Origin of the sequence: uncultured Ligilactobacillus sp., from assembly GCF_948826705.1 — a bacterium.
Classification (GTDB): Bacteria; Bacillota; Bacilli; order Lactobacillales; family Lactobacillaceae; genus Ligilactobacillus.
In genome coordinates this window covers 1-20,121 of record NZ_CAQLEL010000114.1, presented here as the reverse complement: position 1 = coordinate 20,121, position 20,121 = coordinate 1, and the positions used below count along the sequence as shown (strand labels likewise).

Annotated in this window: 15 protein-coding genes and 1 pseudogene; all 16 read left to right on the top strand. The window is 35.4% G+C overall.

What is annotated here, in order from left to right; genetic code table 11:
• Positions 1–3,234 carry a DEAD/DEAH box helicase family protein gene (locus tag Q9Q35_RS08135; RefSeq protein WP_304652916.1) on the top strand — a complete coding sequence of 1,078 codons (3,234 nt, stop codon included), beginning with the start codon at positions 1–3 and terminating at the stop codon, positions 3,232–3,234.
• Positions 3,224–4,288, top strand: coding sequence for an Eco57I restriction-modification methylase domain-containing protein (locus Q9Q35_RS08130; protein ID WP_304652915.1), 1,065 nt, complete (start codon positions 3,224–3,226; stop codon positions 4,286–4,288). The genes Q9Q35_RS08135 and Q9Q35_RS08130 overlap by 11 nt, the downstream gene beginning before the upstream one ends.
• A gap of 434 nt (positions 4,289–4,722) precedes the next feature.
• Positions 4,723–5,190 carry a DNA starvation/stationary phase protection protein gene (locus tag Q9Q35_RS08125; protein ID WP_304652914.1) on the top strand — a complete coding sequence of 156 codons (468 nt, stop codon included), beginning with the start codon at positions 4,723–4,725 and terminating at the stop codon, positions 5,188–5,190.
• A 129-nt stretch (positions 5,191–5,319) separates the two neighbouring features.
• A complete protein-coding gene (locus tag Q9Q35_RS08120) occupies positions 5,320–5,592 on the top strand; it encodes an AbrB/MazE/SpoVT family DNA-binding domain-containing protein (RefSeq protein ID WP_304652913.1) in 273 nt (90 codons plus the stop codon).
• Positions 5,592–5,927 carry a type II toxin-antitoxin system PemK/MazF family toxin gene (locus Q9Q35_RS08115; protein ID WP_304652912.1) on the top strand — a complete coding sequence of 112 codons (336 nt, stop codon included), beginning with the start codon at positions 5,592–5,594 and terminating at the stop codon, positions 5,925–5,927. The genes Q9Q35_RS08120 and Q9Q35_RS08115 overlap by 1 nt, the downstream gene beginning before the upstream one ends.
• A gap of 169 nt (positions 5,928–6,096) precedes the next feature.
• On the top strand, positions 6,097–6,606 hold the full coding sequence (locus Q9Q35_RS08110) for a hypothetical protein (RefSeq protein WP_304652911.1): 510 nt from the start codon (positions 6,097–6,099) through the stop codon (positions 6,604–6,606).
• Between the two features lie 71 nt (positions 6,607–6,677).
• Complete coding sequence (locus tag Q9Q35_RS08105) at positions 6,678–6,824, top strand: hypothetical protein (RefSeq protein ID WP_304652910.1); 147 nt, start codon at positions 6,678–6,680, stop codon at positions 6,822–6,824.
• A gap of 63 nt (positions 6,825–6,887) precedes the next feature.
• Positions 6,888–7,085, top strand: a complete 198-nt coding sequence (locus Q9Q35_RS08100) for a hypothetical protein (RefSeq protein WP_304652909.1) — start codon at positions 6,888–6,890, stop codon at positions 7,083–7,085.
• Positions 7,086–7,695: 610 nt separating this feature from the next.
• Entirely contained in the window at positions 7,696–8,655 is a 960-nt protein-coding gene (locus Q9Q35_RS08095) for an ABC transporter ATP-binding protein (protein ID WP_304402214.1), read from the top strand.
• 18 nt (positions 8,656–8,673) lie between these two features.
• Entirely contained in the window at positions 8,674–9,612 is a 939-nt protein-coding gene (locus tag Q9Q35_RS08090) for an ATP-binding cassette domain-containing protein (protein ID WP_304402213.1), read from the top strand.
• Positions 9,613–10,572: an oligopeptide ABC transporter permease gene (opp4B, locus tag Q9Q35_RS08085; protein ID WP_304402212.1), complete on the top strand. Its 960-nt coding sequence runs from the start codon at positions 9,613–9,615 to the stop codon at positions 10,570–10,572.
• Positions 10,573–10,580: 8 nt separating this feature from the next.
• A complete protein-coding gene (locus Q9Q35_RS08080) occupies positions 10,581–11,471 on the top strand; it encodes an ABC transporter permease (RefSeq protein ID WP_304402211.1) in 891 nt (296 codons plus the stop codon).
• Between the two features lie 15 nt (positions 11,472–11,486).
• On the top strand, positions 11,487–13,232 hold the full coding sequence (locus tag Q9Q35_RS08075) for an oligopeptide ABC transporter substrate-binding protein (protein ID WP_304402210.1): 1,746 nt from the start codon (positions 11,487–11,489) through the stop codon (positions 13,230–13,232).
• Positions 13,233–13,388: 156 nt separating this feature from the next.
• Positions 13,389–13,520 (top strand): annotated as a pseudogene (locus Q9Q35_RS08070) (type II toxin-antitoxin system mRNA interferase toxin, RelE/StbE family); the annotation flags it as partial.
• Between the two features lie 444 nt (positions 13,521–13,964).
• Positions 13,965–17,648 (top strand): helicase-related protein, encoded by a 3,684-nt coding sequence (locus Q9Q35_RS08065; protein WP_304402209.1) that lies wholly within the window; start codon positions 13,965–13,967, stop codon positions 17,646–17,648.
• Positions 17,632–20,121: Eco57I restriction-modification methylase domain-containing protein (locus tag Q9Q35_RS08060; RefSeq protein ID WP_304652908.1), on the top strand; the 2,490-nt coding region annotated here is incomplete at its 3' end. The genes Q9Q35_RS08065 and Q9Q35_RS08060, both read left to right, overlap by 17 nt.

Below are 20,121 nucleotides of genomic sequence, written 5' to 3'. Positions count from 1 at the left end.
ATGGACAAGACAAAAGTGCAAACGACAAAGACGATATATCCACAAATTTACGCTTATATTTTACCTGAGATCAAACGTAAACGAGGATGGATAAAAATCGGGTACACTGAAAAGAAAAATGTAGATGAGAGAATACAAGAACAAACCAAGACAGCAGATGTGGAATATCAAAAACTTTGGTCAGCTCCTGCAAAATTCAATCAAAAAGATAGGTGGTTCAAAGACCATCAATTTCATGCATATTTAGAAAAATATAAGCATATAAGAAAACAAACTGGACATGAATGGTTTTATTACAACGGGACCCCGACTAGATCTTGGGAAGATTACAAAGATTACATCGATCTGGATCTTGAACAAGCAAAAGAAGAATTAACATACACTCTTAGGTCTGAGCAAAAAAGAGCCGTTGAAAAGACATTAAAATATGCAAAAGAGCATCCACAAGGAGAATTTTTGTGGAATGCTAAACCAAGATTTGGAAAGACATTGACCACATATGATCTGGCTTTGAGATTAAAAGCAAAGACTGTTTTAGTGGTGACCAATCGACCGGCGATAGCAACGTCATGGTTTGATGATTTTGAAAGATTTATTGCCTGGCAGACAGATTATAAATTTATTTCCAACTCAAGTAGTTTAAAACATCGAGCGATCATGAGTAGAGAGGACTATCTTGCTAGTTTGGGGGATGAAAAAGGCGCTCAGATAACATTTGTTTCCCTTCAGGATCTAAAAGGGGCTAAAAGTTTTGGGGGTGTCCATGAAAAACTTGATTGGATCGCAGATCTAAAATGGGATATGTTAGTGATAGATGAAAGTCATGAAGGCATTGCTACGTTAAAAACAGATATTGCTTTTGATAATATCAAGCGCAAGTTCACGTTGTATTTGTCAGGGACTCCTTTTAAGGCACTCGCATCTGGAAAGTTTAAAGACGATCAGATCTACAATTGGACATATGCCGATGAACAAAAAGCAAAAGCAAACTGGCAAGATGTTGAGCAAAATAATCCATATTCAGATCTGCCTCGGCTGAATCTTTTTTCATATCAAATGAGCCCGATGATCACAGAAAAAATTGAGCAAGGGGCACAAATAGATGGTAAAAATATGGATTATGCTTTTGATTTAAATGAGTTCTTTGCAACTAAAGATAATGGAGATCTTGTCTATAAAAAACAAGTGCTGAAATGGTTAGATACTCTGGCAAAAAACGAAAAGTACCCATTTTCAACGCCTGAATTGCGGACCGAGTTAAAGCACACATTTTGGATCTTGGATCGGGTAGCGAGTGCTAAAGCTTTAATGAAACTACTAAAAAAGCATGAAGTATTTAAAGATTATAAGATCGTTTTGGCAGCTGGTGATGGTAAAGTGACAGACGACCAAAAAATAAATGAGAGCTCCTTAACTAGGGTAAAAGAAGCTATTCGTAAAAATGATAAAACGATCACATTATCAGTGGGACAATTAACAACTGGGATAACTGTACCAGAGTGGACTGCTGTATTGATGCTCTCGAATATGAGATCACCTAGTCTTTATATGCAGGCCGCTTTTAGGGCACAAAATGCGTGGCGTTACGAAGAAAATGGTTTGTCCAAACGTAAAGAAAATGCCTATGTCTTTGATTTTTCACCAGAACGTACGTTGATGATCTATGATGAATTTGCTAACAACTTATCTAATAGATCATCTGAGGTTTTAGATGTTGATAAACGCCAAAGGAAGATCAGACAATTATTGAATTTCTTTCCTGTGATCGCTGAAGATAGTACAGGTAAGATGACAGAACTCGATGCAAAACAGGTGCTGACGATGCCTAAAGTACTGAAAGCAAAAGAAGTTGTAAAACGAGGCTTTATGTCCAATTTCTTGTTTAAAAATATATCGGGTATTTTTTCTTCCCCAGAGGCTAAAGAGATCTTAGAAGACCTAAATCCACTACCTAAAAATAAAAATGTTCCTCAAAATAATCGTGTAAAAGTCGACACAAAAGAAATTGAGTTGGATGAAAATGGAGCAGTAAAGATTCGTCCGGAGATAGTCATTGGTGAAAATAAAGCACACTTTGGAGAAAAGGTATATAAAGAAATGGAAGAAGAGATCGAGAATTCGGAAAGTGCCAAACTCCAAACGTTAGCTAGTCAGATATTTAAAAAGCGTACATTAGAAGCAACTAAAGCTCTAGCAAAAGAAAAGGGATTGACGACTAAACAAGCAGAGAAGATCACAAACTTAGGAGCTAAAGCAGTGGCGCGTGAGGTAGAAGAGATCCAAATAAAAAATAATATCAGAAAAAATAAGGTGAAAAAAGAATTTGAATTACGCAAAGCTGAGGCACAGCTGGATAGCAAAGCCTTGCAAAAGATCGAAGAGCAGTTACAACAAAAAATTCAAAAAGTAGAAAGCGAAGTTGTTACACAAGTTAAAGAGACTTTACAAAAGTATACGCTAAATTCTACTGAGAAGATCATGCAAAAGGTGCAAAAAAAAGATAAACAGCAAGTAGAAGACGATGTGCGCTCACGTTTGCGCGGTTTTGCTAGAACGATCCCTTCATTTTTGATGGCTTATGGGACAGAGAATACCACATTAGCTAATTTTGATAAAAATATCTCAGATACAGTATTCAAGGAAGTGACAGGGATCTCACTTGAACAATTTAGAGTATTACGGGATAAGTATCGCTTTTTTGACGAAATCGTGTTTGATGAGTCGATCCAAGCTTTTTTAGCTAAGAGAAAGGAGTTAGCTAACTACTTTGATGAAAATTTAAAGGAAGATATCTTTAGCTATATTCCCCCACAAAAGACTAATCAGATCTTTACGCCAAAAGAGACAGTCAAACTGATGGTAGCTGAATTGCAAAAAGAAGAGCCAAACATTTTTAGTGATCCTGATAAAACATTTGCGGATCTATATATGAAATCTGGGTCATATATTACTGAGATCGTCAAACGCTTATATATTGGGTTGGCAGATGTAATACCAGATCAAAACAAGCGGATCAAGCATATCTTAGAAGAGCAAGTTTATGGTTTTGCTCCAACGGAGATCATTTATCGGATAGCTCACAATTATATCTTTGGTTTTTATGATGAAGTTGATAAGATCGATGATTCACATATCGTTTTACTAGATACGACTTCATTTGCTTGCAATGAAGCTAGCGGTAGTTTAGCTGAAAAATGTGATGAATTATTTGGAGGAAGTAAAGATGAAATTTGATATAGTTATTGGAAATCCGCCTTATCAAGAAAATGACAATGGAAAGCGCGATGATGGAGCAGCTAATGCATCTGCAAGCCCGATATATAACCATTTCTTTTATTTAGCAAGAGAAGTGGCACTAAAAAAAGTGAATCTTATTTTTCCAGCAAGATGGCTCAATGGGGCAGGAAAAGGCTTAGGTGATTTTAGGCGAGATATGTTACAAGATCAACATATTAGATCCATGTCAGTATTTAAAAATGCAAGTATGTTATTTCCAAATACCGATATAAAAGGTGGAGTCTTGTATTTGACTTATGACAAAGAATATATCGGACCTGCCGATATCAGTGTTATCGATCATGACAAACAGCGATACGAGTTTAAGAGTTATTTAAATTCGGCTGGTTCAGGCGTATTTATTCCTTATGGTGAATTGGTAAGCATTTTTGAAAAGGTCTCGAAAGTAGCAGATATAGATAAAAATAACATTCAATCTATAACTTCAGGATTAAAACCATATGGATTAAGAACAGATTTTTTTAAAGATCCATATAAATATAATCTCCCACCAATTTTTGGTACACCACAAAGCGCAGATGATATTGAAATTATAGGTTTGGATAGAATGAAAAGGATGAGTAGATATATATCAAAAGATTATCCACTTCCTAAAGGTAAAGAAACTATTGCTGAGTGGAAAGTATTTGGACCGTACGCCTATGGTTCAGGAGAATTTGGCGAATGCGTATCAGAGTTACTTATAGGGAGACCTGGTCAAATTTCGACCGAAACGTTCTTAGTGTTTGGACCGTTTGATTCGGAATATGAAGCAAACGCATTTAAAAAATATTTTTATACCAAATTTTTTAGAGCATTGGTGGGAATTTTAAAAACTACTCAGCATAGTACTACAACGTATGGCTTTGTACCACTTCAAGACTTTACCAAAAATTCAGATATAGATTGGTCGCTGAGTATTTCAAAGATCGATCAACAATTATATGAAAAATATGGACTAGATCAAGAAGAGGTCGATTTCATCGAAAGTAAGGTCAGATCTATGGAATAGTGAGCTTCTTCAGGCAAAATATCTTGGTGAAGGCTACTTGATCCTAGTTATTTTATTCTCCAGTTCAAATTTCTGATAAATTACTGACAAAGTAAAATAGTTCTATGATCAATGTTGCCTGAGGATAGGATTTTATCGCTCGTTTATCGCTAATTTATCGCTCGTAAAATGAGCGATAAACTGTTCCTTGGAGCATGAAAATATAAATACTACAGTAACTGCTAAACTGATCCAAAAGTCAATAGCAACAGCACGCAAGCATTTAGCTAAATTTGTAAGTTTAGGTCTTTTAGTGGCACAAGGAAGTAATAAAAATCGCAGTTATCATAAGGTGTAGAAGTACCCAGTTCAAATTTTAGAATTTCTGATAAATTAATGTTATAGTAAATAATGTAGAAACATTCTAATTTATTTTGTCTTGGGAGGAATTTTACATGAAGTATGGAGAAACAAAGAAAGTTTTGAACCAACTTGTAGCAGATTTGAGCCAAATGTCGATGGTCATTCATCAAACACATTGGTATATGCGTGGCACCAACTTTTTGAAGTTACACCCATTGATGGATGAATTTATGGATGAGATCAATGATCAACTCGATGTGATCTCAGAACGTTTGATCATTCTTGACGGAGCCCCATATTCAACGCTTCGTGAAATGGCTGAGCATACGGGGATCAAAGATGAACCTGGGAGCTATGACAAGACGATGGCTGAACATCTAGCTAAATTACTAGAAGGTTACCGTTATCTTGAAGCTTTGTATCAAAAGGGCATCGAAGTCAGTGATCAAGAACAAGATCACAGCACACAAGATATCTTTATCGGTTTTAAGACTGATATCGAAAAGAAGATCTGGATGGTAAGTGCTGAATTAGGCAACGCACCTGAGATCGATAAATAATATACTGATCAGACACCATGTTATCGTGATAGCATGGTGTTTTTTTAGAACTATTTTGTTGCTGGTTCTAAGAAATAGTGCTACAGTTTCAGTAGAAAATAAATATAAGGTATGTGAGGAGGGATTGTTGTGGATGTTGATAACGTTGTAACAGGAAAGATATCATCAGAAGGGGAAGTGGTAATTCCTACATCTATTAGAAGATTATTGGGGTTAGATAAGGAAACTGAAATCTCTTTTGAAGTAAAAAACGATGAGATCCGTATTAAGAAATTACCAACAGCAATTGATTGGAAGGAGTTAGTCGAACAGATTCCTGTTGAGGATGTTGAAATCGATGAGGACGGGCACTATGATCAAAAAAAATCACCTGATTTTCATGATTGGATGGTTAACGGCTGATGAAACCAATGGACATCTATATTGCTAATGTTCCCTTTGATGGGAAAAGTGGTAGTAAAGTTCGACCTGCTTTGGTAATAAATGTTGGGCCAGATAGCGTAATGGTCTTTAAAATCACAAGTCAGTATAAAAATAAGTCTGAAATAATCAAGAAACTTTATTATCCGATAAAAAAATGGTATGAGGCAGGTCTTTCAAAAGAGTCCTATGTTGATACACATAAATTATATCGAATATCTAGAAGTTGGATTCTTAAACAGCAACCAATTGGAAAATTGGTAGATTCAGATGAGATAGGTTTATTTGAATTTATTAAGAGATCAAAAGACAAATAATTTACTGGACAAGATACCATGTTATCGCGATAGCATGGTGTTTTTATGTGCATAAATAAAGTTATATTTAGTGTCTGAGATTATTTAACTAAAGTCAATTCATCTTACTTGAAAACTTGGATAGAGAAGTCCAAAATAAGGTCAACATCTTGGAAGCGGGTATAATACAATGCCAGAAGAAAAGTATTATGATAAAAAAGAATTTATTCAAAAGATCGATCAGTTCGTGGATATCAAAATGTGTAAAAAGACTGAATCAGAGATAGCGATCGCCAAAAGTGACCAGAGACTAATGGAGTGTTTGCACCGGATCAGAGTAGATGGACATGTGGAAGTAGACGCTGAGAAGCAAAATTGGTTTCTCATAAATATGCTCACTCGGCTTGCCAGTGTAGGGTATAGCTATGAAGAGATCATTGAGATCATAAAGAAATCAACAAAACTTGAAACCGAGCAGATCGAAGAATACTATATGGACTATACTTATCTCACATTGAGAATAAAAGATGATATGGAAGCATTCAATAGATATCATACTGAAGAAGAGATAATAGAAAAAAGCATTATTTACTTGGATAGTAAAGCGTACAGTCGTGAAGAAATTATTGAAAAAATAGATGCAATGATGGATGTTGGTAAAAAACGAGTTGCTGATGTCTATGATTTAGTGATCCCCTGATTACAGGGATGTGGTCGTAACAAGAGTAAGTAAGAACATGAGCAAATGATCAGAAGGATATAAATATTTACTTGAAGGAAAAGTACGGTAATATTTCTAAGGGGGATGTGTTATTGCAAGACTTCGGCCTACAAAAGGTGATGTATCCAAGTGAAGCTTGCTTTTATGATCCTGAGTGGAAATTATTATTTGACGGAAAGTTGTATCAAGGTCAATAATGCATAGTGTATAATTAAAGTGTAAGCGATTGCTGTGTTTGTAATTACAAGGGGGCCTTGAATATGAAAGATAAAATGAATATTGCTATTGTAGTTGCTATTTTTGTTACACAGTATTTTTATAGTTTATTTATTGCAAAGTTGATGCCTTCTGCTGAAGTGAACTTAGTCGTCAATATTTTAGTTAGTTTGTTAGTGATCGGGAGTGTTGTTCTGGCATTTAAAGGATCAGGAAAATGGAAAGTGAGAGATACTGAATAAAAAATTGGCACTCGGACTTGGGGAGGATAGTTTATGAAGAAATACTTGGAGATCGTAGAAAATGCTGGAGTTACCTTGTTCGTTGCTTTTATTTTTGTTGGCATAATACATCTTTTGGGGATCGATTTCAATATAAAGAGATATATTTATATGGTTATAGGAACGATATTTGTTATGTCTTTAATTGATATTATTAGGATAAAGCGTTCACGATAGAACCATAGTTGTTGGCTCTTTGTCAACCACTGTATAAAGAGTAAATATTTTTAGAGAAGCTCTGTGAGAATGGCTAAAGCTGTTTTCACAGAGCTTCTTATATCTTTTGTTCAACTTAGGAGGGCATTTTATGTCTATGCTTAAAAAAGTTTAATTTTATCTAGAATAAATCTCATAAAAAATTATAGTTTTTTATATTGGGTTTAACGGTTAACTTGCAATTCGAAGATCAATTATTTTTTATAATTAGTATTAATGCTATTAATTTAAGTAAAAGTAATATATTTTTAAATTTAATTTTGGTTAAAAAGTTATTGTAAAAATCAAGTGTAAGGTTTATTATGGATTAAAAATAAATGAAAGGAGAAGTGATAGAGTGAGAGACATATTAGTTATGGCTGGAGTCGATGTCGATTTTAAACTCGATGGAACTTTTTATAACGCCGTCGATAAAGTAGATCTAACTGTCAAAGAAGGTGAGACATTAGCGATCGTGGGCGAATCGGGGTGTGGTAAAAGTACCTTAGCAACAAGTATCATGGGGCTTCACGATCAGGTGACGACCAAAGTGAGTGGAAGTATCAAATTTGAGGACAAAGAGATCTGTGGTATCACAACAAAAGAACTAGAAAAGATCAGAGGAGCACAGATCGCTATGATCTTTCAAGATCCCTTAGCTGCATTAAATCCTTTGATGCGGATCGAAGAGCAGATCAAAGAAAGCTTGGATCTACATACAAAACTTTCAGAAAAAGAAAAACAAGCACGAGTCTTTGAATTGTTGCGTAAAGTTGGGATCGAGGATGTAAAAAGGACAGCAAGACAGTATCCGCATGAACTTTCAGGTGGGATGCGCCAACGTGTCATGATCGCTATTGCAGTTGCGTGTGAGCCTAAGTTGATCATTGCTGATGAACCAACAACGGCTTTAGATGTAACTATTCAAGCACAGATATTAGATCTATTAGAGTCAATAAAAAAGGAGAAAAACTCAGGGATCATATTGATCACGCATGATCTAGGAGTGGTTGCTCAAGTAGCTGATCGGGTAGCGGTCATGTATGCTGGGCAAGTAGTCGAAAGTGGGACAGCCAGTGACATTTTCAATGCGCCAAAGCATCCCTATACACGTTCGTTACTTCGTGCAATGCCCCAAGCTAAAACGCCCACAGATGAGTTGTATGTTATCTCAGGTAATGTTCCTTCTTTAAAGAAGATAGCAACTACTGGGTGTCGATTTGCGCCAAGGATCGATCCTAAAGCAAATGTCCGTCATGAAAAAGAACCGAAATTACATGAGGTGACGCCCGGGCATTTTGTACGCTGTACTTGCTATTTGGATCTTCAATTTTAGATGAGGAAGTGATGTAAATTGGAAAAATTATTGACGATCAAAGATCTAAAAGTTTATTATCCGATCAGATCGGGGATCTTAAATAAGGTAACTGGTCATATCAAAGCAGTAGATGGGGTAGATCTCAGTATTGAACCTGGCAAAACGTATGGGATCATTGGTGAATCTGGTTCTGGCAAATCGACGATCGGAAAAACGATCGCTGGTTTAGAAAAAGCAACTTCAGGACAGATCAAATATCAAGGAGTAGATGTTTTACATAGTAGGGCGCGTAAGAAAATAAATTATAACAAGGATGTCCAAATGATCTTTCAAGATTCGCTGTCAAGCTTGAATCCTAAAAAGAAGATCAAAGATATCATCGCACAGCCGTTGAAAAATTTTGAACGGTTATCTGAACTTGAATTGAAAAAAAGGATCAAAGATATTATTGAGGTCGTCGGTTTAGATGAAGATAGTTTACATAAATATCCACACCAATTCTCTGGTGGTCAAAGACAACGGATCGATATTGCAAGGGCGATCGCGACACGACCTAAATTGATCATTGCAGATGAACCTGTTTCGGCGTTGGATCTTTCAGTTCAAGCACAAGTTTTGAATTATTTGAAAAAGATCCAACAAGAATATCAAGTGGCATATCTCTTTATCTCTCATGATCTAGGGGTCGTATATCATATGTGCGATACATTAGCGATCATGCACCGCGGGCGTTTTGTTGAAGTTGGTGAGCGTGAAGATATCTATCAAGATCCACAACATATCTATACTAAAAGATTGTTAGCCGCGATCCCGCAAGTCGATATTGCTAAACGCCAAGAAAATAAGAGCAGACGTCAACAAATAGAAGAAGAATTCCTAAAAAATATGGCTTCTGGATATGATGAAAATGGGCGCCCCTATCCGTTGAAGAGATTGAGTGCTACTCATTTAGTCGCTAAAAAAGGAGATGAGTAGATGGCAAAAACGATCATACGAAGATTACTTATCATGATCCCAGAACTTGTGATCTTGAGTATCTTGGTCTTTATGTTGGCTAAATTGATGCCAGGCGATCCGTTTACTGGCCTATTGACACCACAGACTTCAGCCGAACAGATCCATCAGTTGAAAGTGCAAGCAGGTCTTTATGATCCTTGGTATGTTCAATATTGGCATTGGATAGTCCGCATGTTTCACGGTGATCTGGGGATGAGTTATCAGTTCAAATCTCCTGTTGCTAGTCTGATCGCTGAGCGTGCGACTAATACATTATGGTTATCATTACTTACAGTCATTTTGAGTTATGCGATCGCTATTCCGTTAGGTGTTGTTGCGGGACGTTATGAAAATAGCAAGAAAGACAAATTGATCCAATTTTACAGTTTTGTGGTCTATGCGATCCCAGCTTTTGTCTTTTACTTGTTAGGAGTGTATATCTTTGGCTATAAATTACATTGGTTCCCGACTTCTGGTTCAGTCAGTGTCAATGCTGAAGAGGGGATGAGCTATCTTTTTTCGCGGATCGATCATATGATCTTGCCAGCTGTATTGATGGCATTGTTGTCGACGACGTCTATTATCCAGTATCTCAGAAGTGAGATCATCGATAATACCAATCAAGATTTTGTTAAGACTGCAAGAGCCAAAGGCGTTTCTGAGCGATCAGTTTTTTGGAAGCATATCTTGCGTAATTCATTATTACCGATCGCGGCATTTTTTGGTTACTCGATCACAGGTTTATTAGGCGGTTCGATCTTTGTCGAGACGATCTTTGGTTATCCAGGGATGGGGTTATTGTTTATGGATTCGATCGGTAGTCGTGATTATTCAGTCATAACAGCTTTAGTCATGTTGTATGGGGCATTGAACCTATTAGGGACGTTGTTGTCTGATATCGTCTTGAGTATCGTTGATCCAAGGGTCCGGATCGAATAGGAGGTGACATGATGGAGAAAAATATGGTAGCTCAAAAAGATGACTCTGCTTTTCAAATGGTCAAGCGAGAGTTTTTAAGAGATAAATGGGCATTGACGTGTTTGGTCTTATTGAGCATCGTGTTGTTGACGATCTTTGTTTGGTCGCTTTTCCTCGATCAAGATAAAGTCATGACAGTCGATATCTTGCGACAATACGAGCGTCCTGGAGTAGATGGGATGTTGTTAGGAGCTGATCAAGGCGGACGAGATGTCTTAGCGATGTTGATCTTAGGCGCAAAAAATTCGATCATGATCGGCCTAGCTGTGACGGTCTTGATGCTTGTTATTGGGATCTTGTTTGGTGTTATCGCAGGCTACTATGGTGGCATAGTTGATAATTTGATGATGCGTTTTTTGGATTTTATGATGACTTTACCGATGTTACTTTTAGTCATCGTTATCGTTTCGATCATTCCACATTATACGATGATGACTTTTGTGTTAGTCATGGGAGCATTTTATTGGGTCAGCACCGCACGTCTCATACGCTCAAAAGCGTTATCAGAAGCTAGAAAAGACTACATCAGTGCAGCTAAGACCTCGGGGACGAGCGATCTTAGGATCATTTTTGGCGAGTTGATCCCTAATCTGAGTTCGATCATCGTAGTTGAAGCCATCTTGAGTTTGACAGCTAATATCGGGATCGAAGTTGGTCTGACTTTCTTGGGATTTGGCTTGCCTGATTCAGTCCCGAGTTTAGGAACTTTGATCAGTTATGCACAAGATCCAGATGTTTTGACCGCCAAATTTTGGGTCTGGCTTCCCGCTTCATTACTTATTTTATTTATCTGTGTTGGTATCAGTTATGTTGGCAATGTTGTCAGAAGGACTTTGGATGCTAGACAACGTTTAGGTTAAAGAGGAGGAATTTTTATGAATAAAACACGTAGCGCAAAATGGATGGTGACTGCTTTAACTACAGTAACTATTTTAGGTGGACTCTATCTGAGTTCAACGACGATCAAAGCAGCTCAAGATCTAAAGACTGAATATAAGAACACAGCTCCTGCTAAAAAGGGTGGGACGTTAAAAGTTGGTTATGTTAACGATGGTTCGTTTAAGGGCGTTTTTTCGCCAGAGCTTTCAAATGATGCAGCAACTACTGACGTCTCTCAATTTGGACAAGTTGGTCTGTTTAATACCGATAAGAATTATAAGATCAAAAAAGGTGGTCTAGCTGATTTAGATATCGATAATGAGGCAAAGACTGCGACAGTCAAGATCTCAGATAAGACTAACTGGTCAGATGGACAACCAGTTGTGGCGAGAGATCTGGTCTTTGCGTATGAGATCTTAGCTAATAAAGAGAGTGGTTCTGCTAGATATAGTGATGAATTGGCGCATATCGAAGGAATGGAAGAATACCATGATGGTCAAGCAGATTCTATCTCTGGTCTAGAGATCAAAGACGACAAGACATTGGTGATCCACTTTAAAGAAATGGCACCAACGATGCAAACATCTGGTGCTGGTTATATCTGGGAATACGCCGAACCCTACCACTACTTAAAAGATGTCGCGATGAAAGATCTAGCTTCAAGCGATAAAGTACGGAAAAAACCGTTATTTTATGGGCCATTCAAGATCAAAAAGATGGTCAGAGGAGAATCGATCGAGTGGGTCCCAAATACCTACTATAAGTCAAAACCAAAATTAGATAAGATCACCGTTGAAACAGTAGGGACTTCTCAAGCAGCAACGGCAATAAAAGCTGGGAAGTACGATGTCTTACTCAATCAAACACCAGATATTTACAATAGCGTCAAAGATAATAAAGATACAGTCGAACTTGGGAAAAAGATGCTTTATTATAGCTACATGGGCTTTAGAGTAGGAACTGTCGATAAAGATGGTAATAGTGTCATGGATAAATCAGCAGTGACAAATGATCGTGCTTTGAGACAGGCTTTAGCTTATGCGATGAATATTGATCAAGTCCAAGAAAAATTCGGTTATGGTCTCTCTTATCGTGCCAATACAGTCGTGCCTGAAGCCTTTGGTAAGTGGAACGATAAAGATGCTAAAGGATTTAAGTACAATATGAAAAAAGCTAAGGCACTTTTAGACAAAGCAGGATATAAGGTCCAAAAAGATGGTTATCGGACACGTCCCAACGGTAAGAAATTGACTTTGACTCTATTAGCAAACAAATCGACGAAAAACTTCGAAGCTTCCCTGACAAACTACATCCAAAAATGGAAAGAGCTTGGAGTACGTGTCAAGTTGATGAATGGCCGTTTACAAGAGTTCAATACGACAACAGAGAAGCTACTCAGTGGTTCAAAAGATTTTGATATCTGGTTGGGAGCATGGTCGACCTCTTCAGAACCAACTGATGTTGCAAGAACATATTCAGCTAGTTCAGCATATAATATGGGGCATTTTGTAACTAAAGAAAATACTGAATTGATCAACTCATTGAGTTCAAAGGAAGCATTTGATGAAAATTATCGTAGAGAACAGTTCTACAAGTGGCAAGAATACATGAATAAAGAAGCCTATATCGTACCAGTTTCATTTACGCACGATACGATCACAGTTTCAAAGAAAGTCAAAGGGATGACTTTAGATGTTACTAAAGCAAATGATTTTTGGAAAGATGTTGCATTGACCAAATAATTTTATAAAACACTGTGTCAATTGATGCAGTGTTTTTTTGTGAGTGGATACTTGACTAAAAAGTAGTTTTTGCTATTGCAGTTACTAGGGGAATAGTAGTGTATAAAGTCAAATTTATAAATAAATTCAAAAAAGCTATAAGTTACGGAAAAGTATCGTAACTATCAATTAACTGGTGAGTTTATCAGATATTATAAATGTCATATTAAGCACAATCGGTTGCTGATATATCTTGTAGAAGATGACATTGTGATGATCAATACTGGACCACATTCAGACTTATTTTAGTTGCTCAAGTTGAGTGGCTATTTCTTTATTTGTTCGATAGAATGTAAAGTTAATTTTATAGAAGAAAATGATATAGATATGCCTTTACAAGGTGTTGACTTGTTGCCTCTAAAACTCATTATAGTGGATTTGATCAAAGTTTTGACGTTGCATAAATTGGTGTAATTAATATTTATTGAGGAAACGTAGGAAAATTTTGCTGACTGAAGTACTAGAGACAATGAATTATAGTAAGGCGCCAACTATTGGTATAGAATTAATGTTGGCAAATAGAGATTGTGACATAAGTATTTTTTCGTATTATATATATTTTGAACAGAGTAATGATGTTTAAATGAAATTATTATTTAGTTGGTAGTATAATTTGCATAAGTAATATATACTAATTTCAGAATATATAGAGTAGTAGCAACATTTTGCTGTAGTTGAAAGTAGGGAGAAATATTGGCACATTATCCACAATTTATAGATAATAAAAGAAAAACGTTAGCAAATGTTTTACGTGAAATTGCACCTGACTATAAGGTTTTAAGAATAGCAACTGGTTATTGGGATTTAGCTGGTACATTAGAAATAATTGATAAGATAGAAAATTATGAGAAGATTAATTTACTCATTGGACAGGAACCGTTGGCTGATCATTTACAAAAGAAATATAATATCTTAGCTGATGAAAATTTATTGTTTCCAGATAATTATATTCGTTCTGATCTTGAAGAATATGGAGATGTAGCCGAAATTAATGAGCTTCGCGAAACTGCACGAAAATTAGTAGAACTTATAAAGAAAAAAAGATTAGAAGTAAAAATTTTTAGAAAACCACGTTTACATGCAAAAACGTATATTTTTGGTGATTTGGGGGAGGGACATTCTGTAGGGATTATTGGCTCTTCAAACTTTACTAAGGCAGGATTGACTACAAGTCAAGAATTGAATTTTTTGACAGATGATTATAAGATCGTCGAGTTTGAACCTAAAACTAGTAATCAAGAAAATGGACATATTACGTGGTTTGATGAACTTTGGAACGATTCTGAAGCAGAAGAGTGGTCTGGTGATTTCACCGAAATCATAAGCAATAGTCCAGTTGGAAATAAAATGTTTGGACCGTATGATGTGTATATAAAAACATTAATGGAAGTTTTTCCCGATGAATTAGTTGAGGTGGAGGCATTCGATAAGGATATAGAAGATGTATTACATGAATTTCAAAAACAGAATGCATTAAGTTTACGAAGGAAGTTAGATACGATGGGTGTTGCCATGTTATCAGATTCAGTCGGTTTAGGTAAAACAATAACTGCAGCAGCAATAATTAAGCAGTATATAAGGGATGGTAAAACCAATATAGCAATAATTCCACCAGCATCTTTAAAAAGACAGTGGGTAGATGAACTTGAAAGTGATAGATGGGAACTCAGCGAACATCGAGATTTTGAAATTTATACTCAACAAGATAAGCGAAAATTGGATGAGCTCATTGAAAAATCGAGAAAAAGAAAAAACGGTAAAAATGAAATTGATCTATTTGTTGTAGATGAAGCACATAATTTAAGAAATACAAATTCCACTAGATATAGACAGATATTAGAATTGTTTCAGGAAAATCCTAATTCAAAAGTGTTACTTCTTACAGCTACTCCGATCAATAATTCATTGATGGATTTTGCAAATCAAATTCAGCTAGGATCAAAGGGAGACTTGGTTTCTGTAAATGTTCCATATACTACAGGGAAATCGGATTTAGAATACATTGATTTTTTTGTAGCATTGAAAAGAATTCAATCTCAAGTAACTAGAGCAGAAAGAGCTGGGGAAAAAATAGATTGGGATATTTATAAAAATACACTTACATCTGGAATTAGACATTATTTGGTACGTTCAACGAGACAAGGGGTTATCAAGAGAAACGCTATAGAACCAGTAGATCCAGAAAGTGGAAAATTATTTCCAGATACGCGTGTAGAACAGTTTGTTTATAGTTATAGCAAAGAAGATACTCTGTTACTAAAGGGCGCAATTGAAGCGGAAATAACACGAACTTTTGAAGGATTAGATCCCAGAAAACTAAATTTAGATTTTGTTAGTGAACTTACTCAAAGAACACAACATCCCATAGACTTATTTGCTTCCATCAAGGAATTACAGAAAAAAGATATTAGAAAAGTGGTAGAAGATAACGATATACGCCCAAACTATGGAAATCAAAGAATTTTCACAGATGAGATGTCGGAAACTTTGATACCTTTAATCTTTCAATTGATCAATTTTTTAGGTTTTGTACCGTATAAGCCTGAATCGTACTTAAAAAAAGTATATGCTAAATCTATCCCAGAAATTCGTGCAACAAAACTAACTGGAACTCAAAGATCACAATTAGCAATTCATAATATGCTTTATGTTACATGGTTAAAACGCTTAGAATCTTCGATGATGGCATTACTAAAATCATTAAATAACTACCAGCATAGGATCGAATTGTTTGAAAAATGGCTAAATAAGGGTTTTATAATTAATTTGTCGGATATATCTTTGTTAGAAAATGAATATGGAGAAGATATTGATAAGGCTTTTAATGACTATGAATCCTACTTAATTGAACTTGATGAAGCAATGGATAAAGAGTCTGATGATATAAAAAAAAGGGGGATAGAAAGGAAAGAAGCTGATCCGCAAATTTACAATATAAAACAGCTTCGAAAAGATATCGAGAGAGATAAGTCAATAATTAGTTTACTTATCAAGATTTTGAACTTACTAACAGAACAAGGTAAGGATGAAAAAGTAAATAGTTTCGCTAAAAGTCTCGTTAAACAAATGAAAGATAAAAAGTATGGTAAAAAGGTACTAGTGTTTAGTTTCTTTTCAGATACTATTGATTATCTAAAAGAGACTTTACCAACATTATTGGAAAAAGAATTGCCTAATTTTAGTGAGCAAGCTGTATTTGTCACTGGTAATAGTACCGAAGTAGAGAATATCTCTAAACGCTTTTCACCAAAGAGCAAAAAATATACTTTAAAAAAAGATGAACAAGAAATAAATTATCTATTTGCTACTGATGTACTCTCGGAAGGACAAAATTTACAGGATGCGGGCATATTAGTTAATTATGATTTGCATTGGAACCCCGTGAGGATGATTCAAAGAAATGGACGCATAAATAGATTAGGGTCGCAATATCAAGAAGTTCTGATTGCTAATTCAAGACCGACCGATGACTTAGAATCATATTTGAAGTTAGTTAGAAGATTGGAAAGAAAAATCGATACAATTAATTCAACTGTAGGCAACGATCAAAGTATATTAGGTGAGAAAGAAAACCCAATAGAATTTAATGATATGCTTGAATATTTTGATACAGATGAAAAGAAAGCAAGTAAAGCAGCTAAGAAGTTTGAAAATGAGGGAGATCTATTGGATTGGACTGATGATTACTCATTGGAATTAAGACATTATCTAGAAGAACATAAAGATGATGGTGAGATAAAAAGAATACAATCAATACCGAAGGGAAAGTGGAACTATTTACCTGATAACCAAAAAGGACTAATAGATCCAACTGAAGTTCTGGGATTATATACAACAAGTGGAAAGGTATCTAGCACGGGAGAAAAACTGTCAAATATTGGCTTTGTTAAAATAGTTTCTTCTGGGAAAAGTAGGGGACCTTTTAGCTCAATACGAACAGAGTATATAGAAGAACAAGAGGCATTGAAAAGAATCAAGACTACTTCTGATGACAATAAAACATCTATGGATACTATTAAACTTAATAGAGAAAAGTATGTTTCAAAAGGTAGAACAGAAGTGAGTGCCCAATTTGGCAATAGTAAACCCGTTTTTGATGTTAAACATTCGCATGAAAAAGCTCTCAAGGTTATCAGTCAATATTTTAATATTGATGTATTGGGACTTGTTAGAAATGGTATTCGGAGATCAAATGAAAAAAGAGAATTTGAACAATTAGTTAGAAAGGTAAATAGGGAAGTCAGAGATTCGGGCTCACCATACTCTACAACTATACGTAAATGCGAGAGTTTTATAAATAATTTATTGGATAAAGAAAAACAAGAACAAAAAATAGATAAGATCGAAGGTGTTTTATTTTATGCTCACAACAGCTAAGTTAAATAAGATAGATGAACTTGTTCAAAAACTATCTAATGAAAAAAATGAATGGATGTCTTTAGCAATTGCTATAGATTTATCCGACGAGATACTAAAAGTAATGCTTCCAGACAATGCTGACTGGAGGCAAAAGTTAAGTATAGATGCACAAAATACGGGTAGCTTACCTACACCATTATCACTTGATACTTTTAAAAATCAAAAGCAAGTTAAGTGGTTTAAAGAGCACCCAGAATCCTCTTCTGCTAGGAGTGCGTTTAAATTGTTTTTTGCAGAAGATTGTGCAGTGGAAAGTAATTTCTTTTGGTTTAGTGAATCTGCAACAAAACAAAGAATAGCAACAGCCACAGAATATTCTAAAAATTGGGAAGATTCCGAGCTTACTCGTAAGCCGGAATATAAAGTGGGGATAGATTTCTTCTTAACACCAGATACTAACAGTTTACTGTTAGTATTGTCGAACCATCAAAAGTTACGTGTACTTGAATTACATGGGCATTTAAGTAATACACAAAAATTAATTTTTAAGGATAAACTTGATGGAGCTGCGGCATATACAGGTGTAGAAAACGGAGTACAGCTAGAATTTGAACCACAACGAACGATCCATACCACGTTATGGAATGCTCTTCAACTTAAAGAAGTGAATAAGCAATTTTATAACTATATTGCTGGTCACTTCACAGAGCTCGTGAATATGCTACAAGCTTCTGGAAAGCGACTGGAAGATGCTAAGCAGTTCTCGTCTAGATTATTAGGGAGGTTGCTATTCGTCTGGTTTTTAAGAAGAATGGATATTATAAATGAAAATATCGGTTATTTTGATACAGACGATTTAAGTGCTACAGAGTACTACGAGAATAAGTTAAAAATACTGTTTTTCAAAACGTTGAACACTGAGATCAATGATCGAATAAATGGTGATCTAGTAACTCCATATTTGAATGGAGGGCTATTTGAGGCAAAAGAAAATGATTTTGAAAATGAAATACTTGAATTTCCCGATGATTACTTTAAGAGATTATACGAGCATTTTGATGAATTTAATTTCACGACAGATGAATCTAGTGCAGACTATGAATTAATTGCTGTAGATCCTGAGATGTTAGGACAAGTGTTTGAATCACTACTAGCTTCACAAATCGATGAAAATGATAAAAATGAGCGAAATAATACGGGTTCTTTCTATACTCCACGTGAGATCGTAGGATATATGGTCAAGGAAACACTTCGACAATATCTATACTCAAAAATGGACTCAGCAACTCATAAGGGAATTGATGAATTGTTAGATTTATCAGATTCTCAGTGGCTCGAACGTAAGGGAACATCAAGTGCAGATGTTTGGGGAGTAAATAGCAAAAAGGTTAGTTCAGAAATAAAAGTTGCCTTAGACAATTTTAGAGTGTTGGATCCTGCAGTTGGTTCGGGTGCATTTCCTATGGGAATGCTACAACAGTTATTAAAGACTTATGAGCGTATAGAAAAGAGCTTTGATCCTTATAAACTCAAATTATCTATTATTGAAAATAATATTTTTGGTATTGATCTACAATCAATGGCTGTAGAAATTGCAAGACTACGTGCATGGCTTTCTGTTATCGTTGATGAGAAAGATATATCAAATATAAAACCATTACCAAACTTAGAATTTAAATTTATTGCGGCAAATAGTTTAATCAAGCTCGAAGATGGACAAACTGATTTGTTTGTTGACCCTGATTTTGACTTGAAATTACAAGAGCTACGTGATAAGTATTTTAATGCTAGGACACCACGAACTAAAAAGGAATATCAAAAAAGATATTATAAATTAACACTTGGTCAAGGTGATATTTTTGAAGATGAACGTACACACCAGCTAAAATCTTTCGATCCTTTTAAGAATAGAATGTCAGCTGAATTTTTTGATCCACACGTAATGTTTGGTATTAATAGCGGATTCGACGCTGTGATCGGTAATCCACCATATATTCATTTTGAAAAGATGAGTAAAGCTGATCGTGAGAACTACAAAAAGAAACATAAAAAATATGGTTTTGAGACTTACGCTGCTAGGGGAGATATCTATACGCTTTTTTATGAAAAGGGAGTTCAGCTACTGAAGAATGGAGGAATTTTATCTTTTATCACATCAAACAAATGGATGCGTGCAGGATATGGTCAAAAGCTAAGAAATTATTTTGTTGAAAAAACAAATCCGATAAGCTTGATAGATTTAGGCTCCGGAATCTTTGAATCTGCTACAGTAGACACTAATATTTTAGTGCTTCAAAAGAGTGAAAATATCCATGAATTAAAGGCTATTACGCTAGAAAATGACAGTTTAGAAAATATGAGCGATTATATTCGACAACATAATATTCCGATCGATTACAAAATTGGTGAATCATGGTCTATTTTAAACGAAATCGAACAATCAATTAAACAAAAAATTGAAGCTGTGGGGACACCACTCAAAGATTGGGAT

Excerpts from the sequence above, each read along its gene's own strand:
- Q9Q35_RS08135 (WP_304652916.1), top strand. The coding sequence starts at position 1 with ATGGACAAGACAAAAGTGCAAACGACAAAGACGATATATCCACAAATT.
- Q9Q35_RS08130 (WP_304652915.1), top strand. The coding sequence starts at position 3,224 with ATGAAATTTGATATAGTTATTGGAAATCCGCCTTATCAAGAAAATGAC.
- Q9Q35_RS08125 (WP_304652914.1), top strand. The coding sequence starts at position 4,723 with ATGAAGTATGGAGAAACAAAGAAAGTTTTGAACCAACTTGTAGCAGAT.
- Q9Q35_RS08115 (WP_304652912.1), top strand. The coding sequence starts at position 5,592 with ATGAAACCAATGGACATCTATATTGCTAATGTTCCCTTTGATGGGAAA.
- Q9Q35_RS08110 (WP_304652911.1), top strand. The coding sequence starts at position 6,097 with ATGCCAGAAGAAAAGTATTATGATAAAAAAGAATTTATTCAAAAGATC.
- Q9Q35_RS08100 (WP_304652909.1), top strand. The coding sequence starts at position 6,888 with ATGAAAGATAAAATGAATATTGCTATTGTAGTTGCTATTTTTGTTACA.
- Q9Q35_RS08095 (WP_304402214.1), top strand. The coding sequence starts at position 7,696 with ATGGCTGGAGTCGATGTCGATTTTAAACTCGATGGAACTTTTTATAAC.
- opp4B (WP_304402212.1), top strand. The coding sequence starts at position 9,613 with ATGGCAAAAACGATCATACGAAGATTACTTATCATGATCCCAGAACTT.
- Q9Q35_RS08080 (WP_304402211.1), top strand. The coding sequence starts at position 10,581 with ATGATGGAGAAAAATATGGTAGCTCAAAAAGATGACTCTGCTTTTCAA.
- Q9Q35_RS08075 (WP_304402210.1), top strand. The coding sequence starts at position 11,487 with ATGAATAAAACACGTAGCGCAAAATGGATGGTGACTGCTTTAACTACA.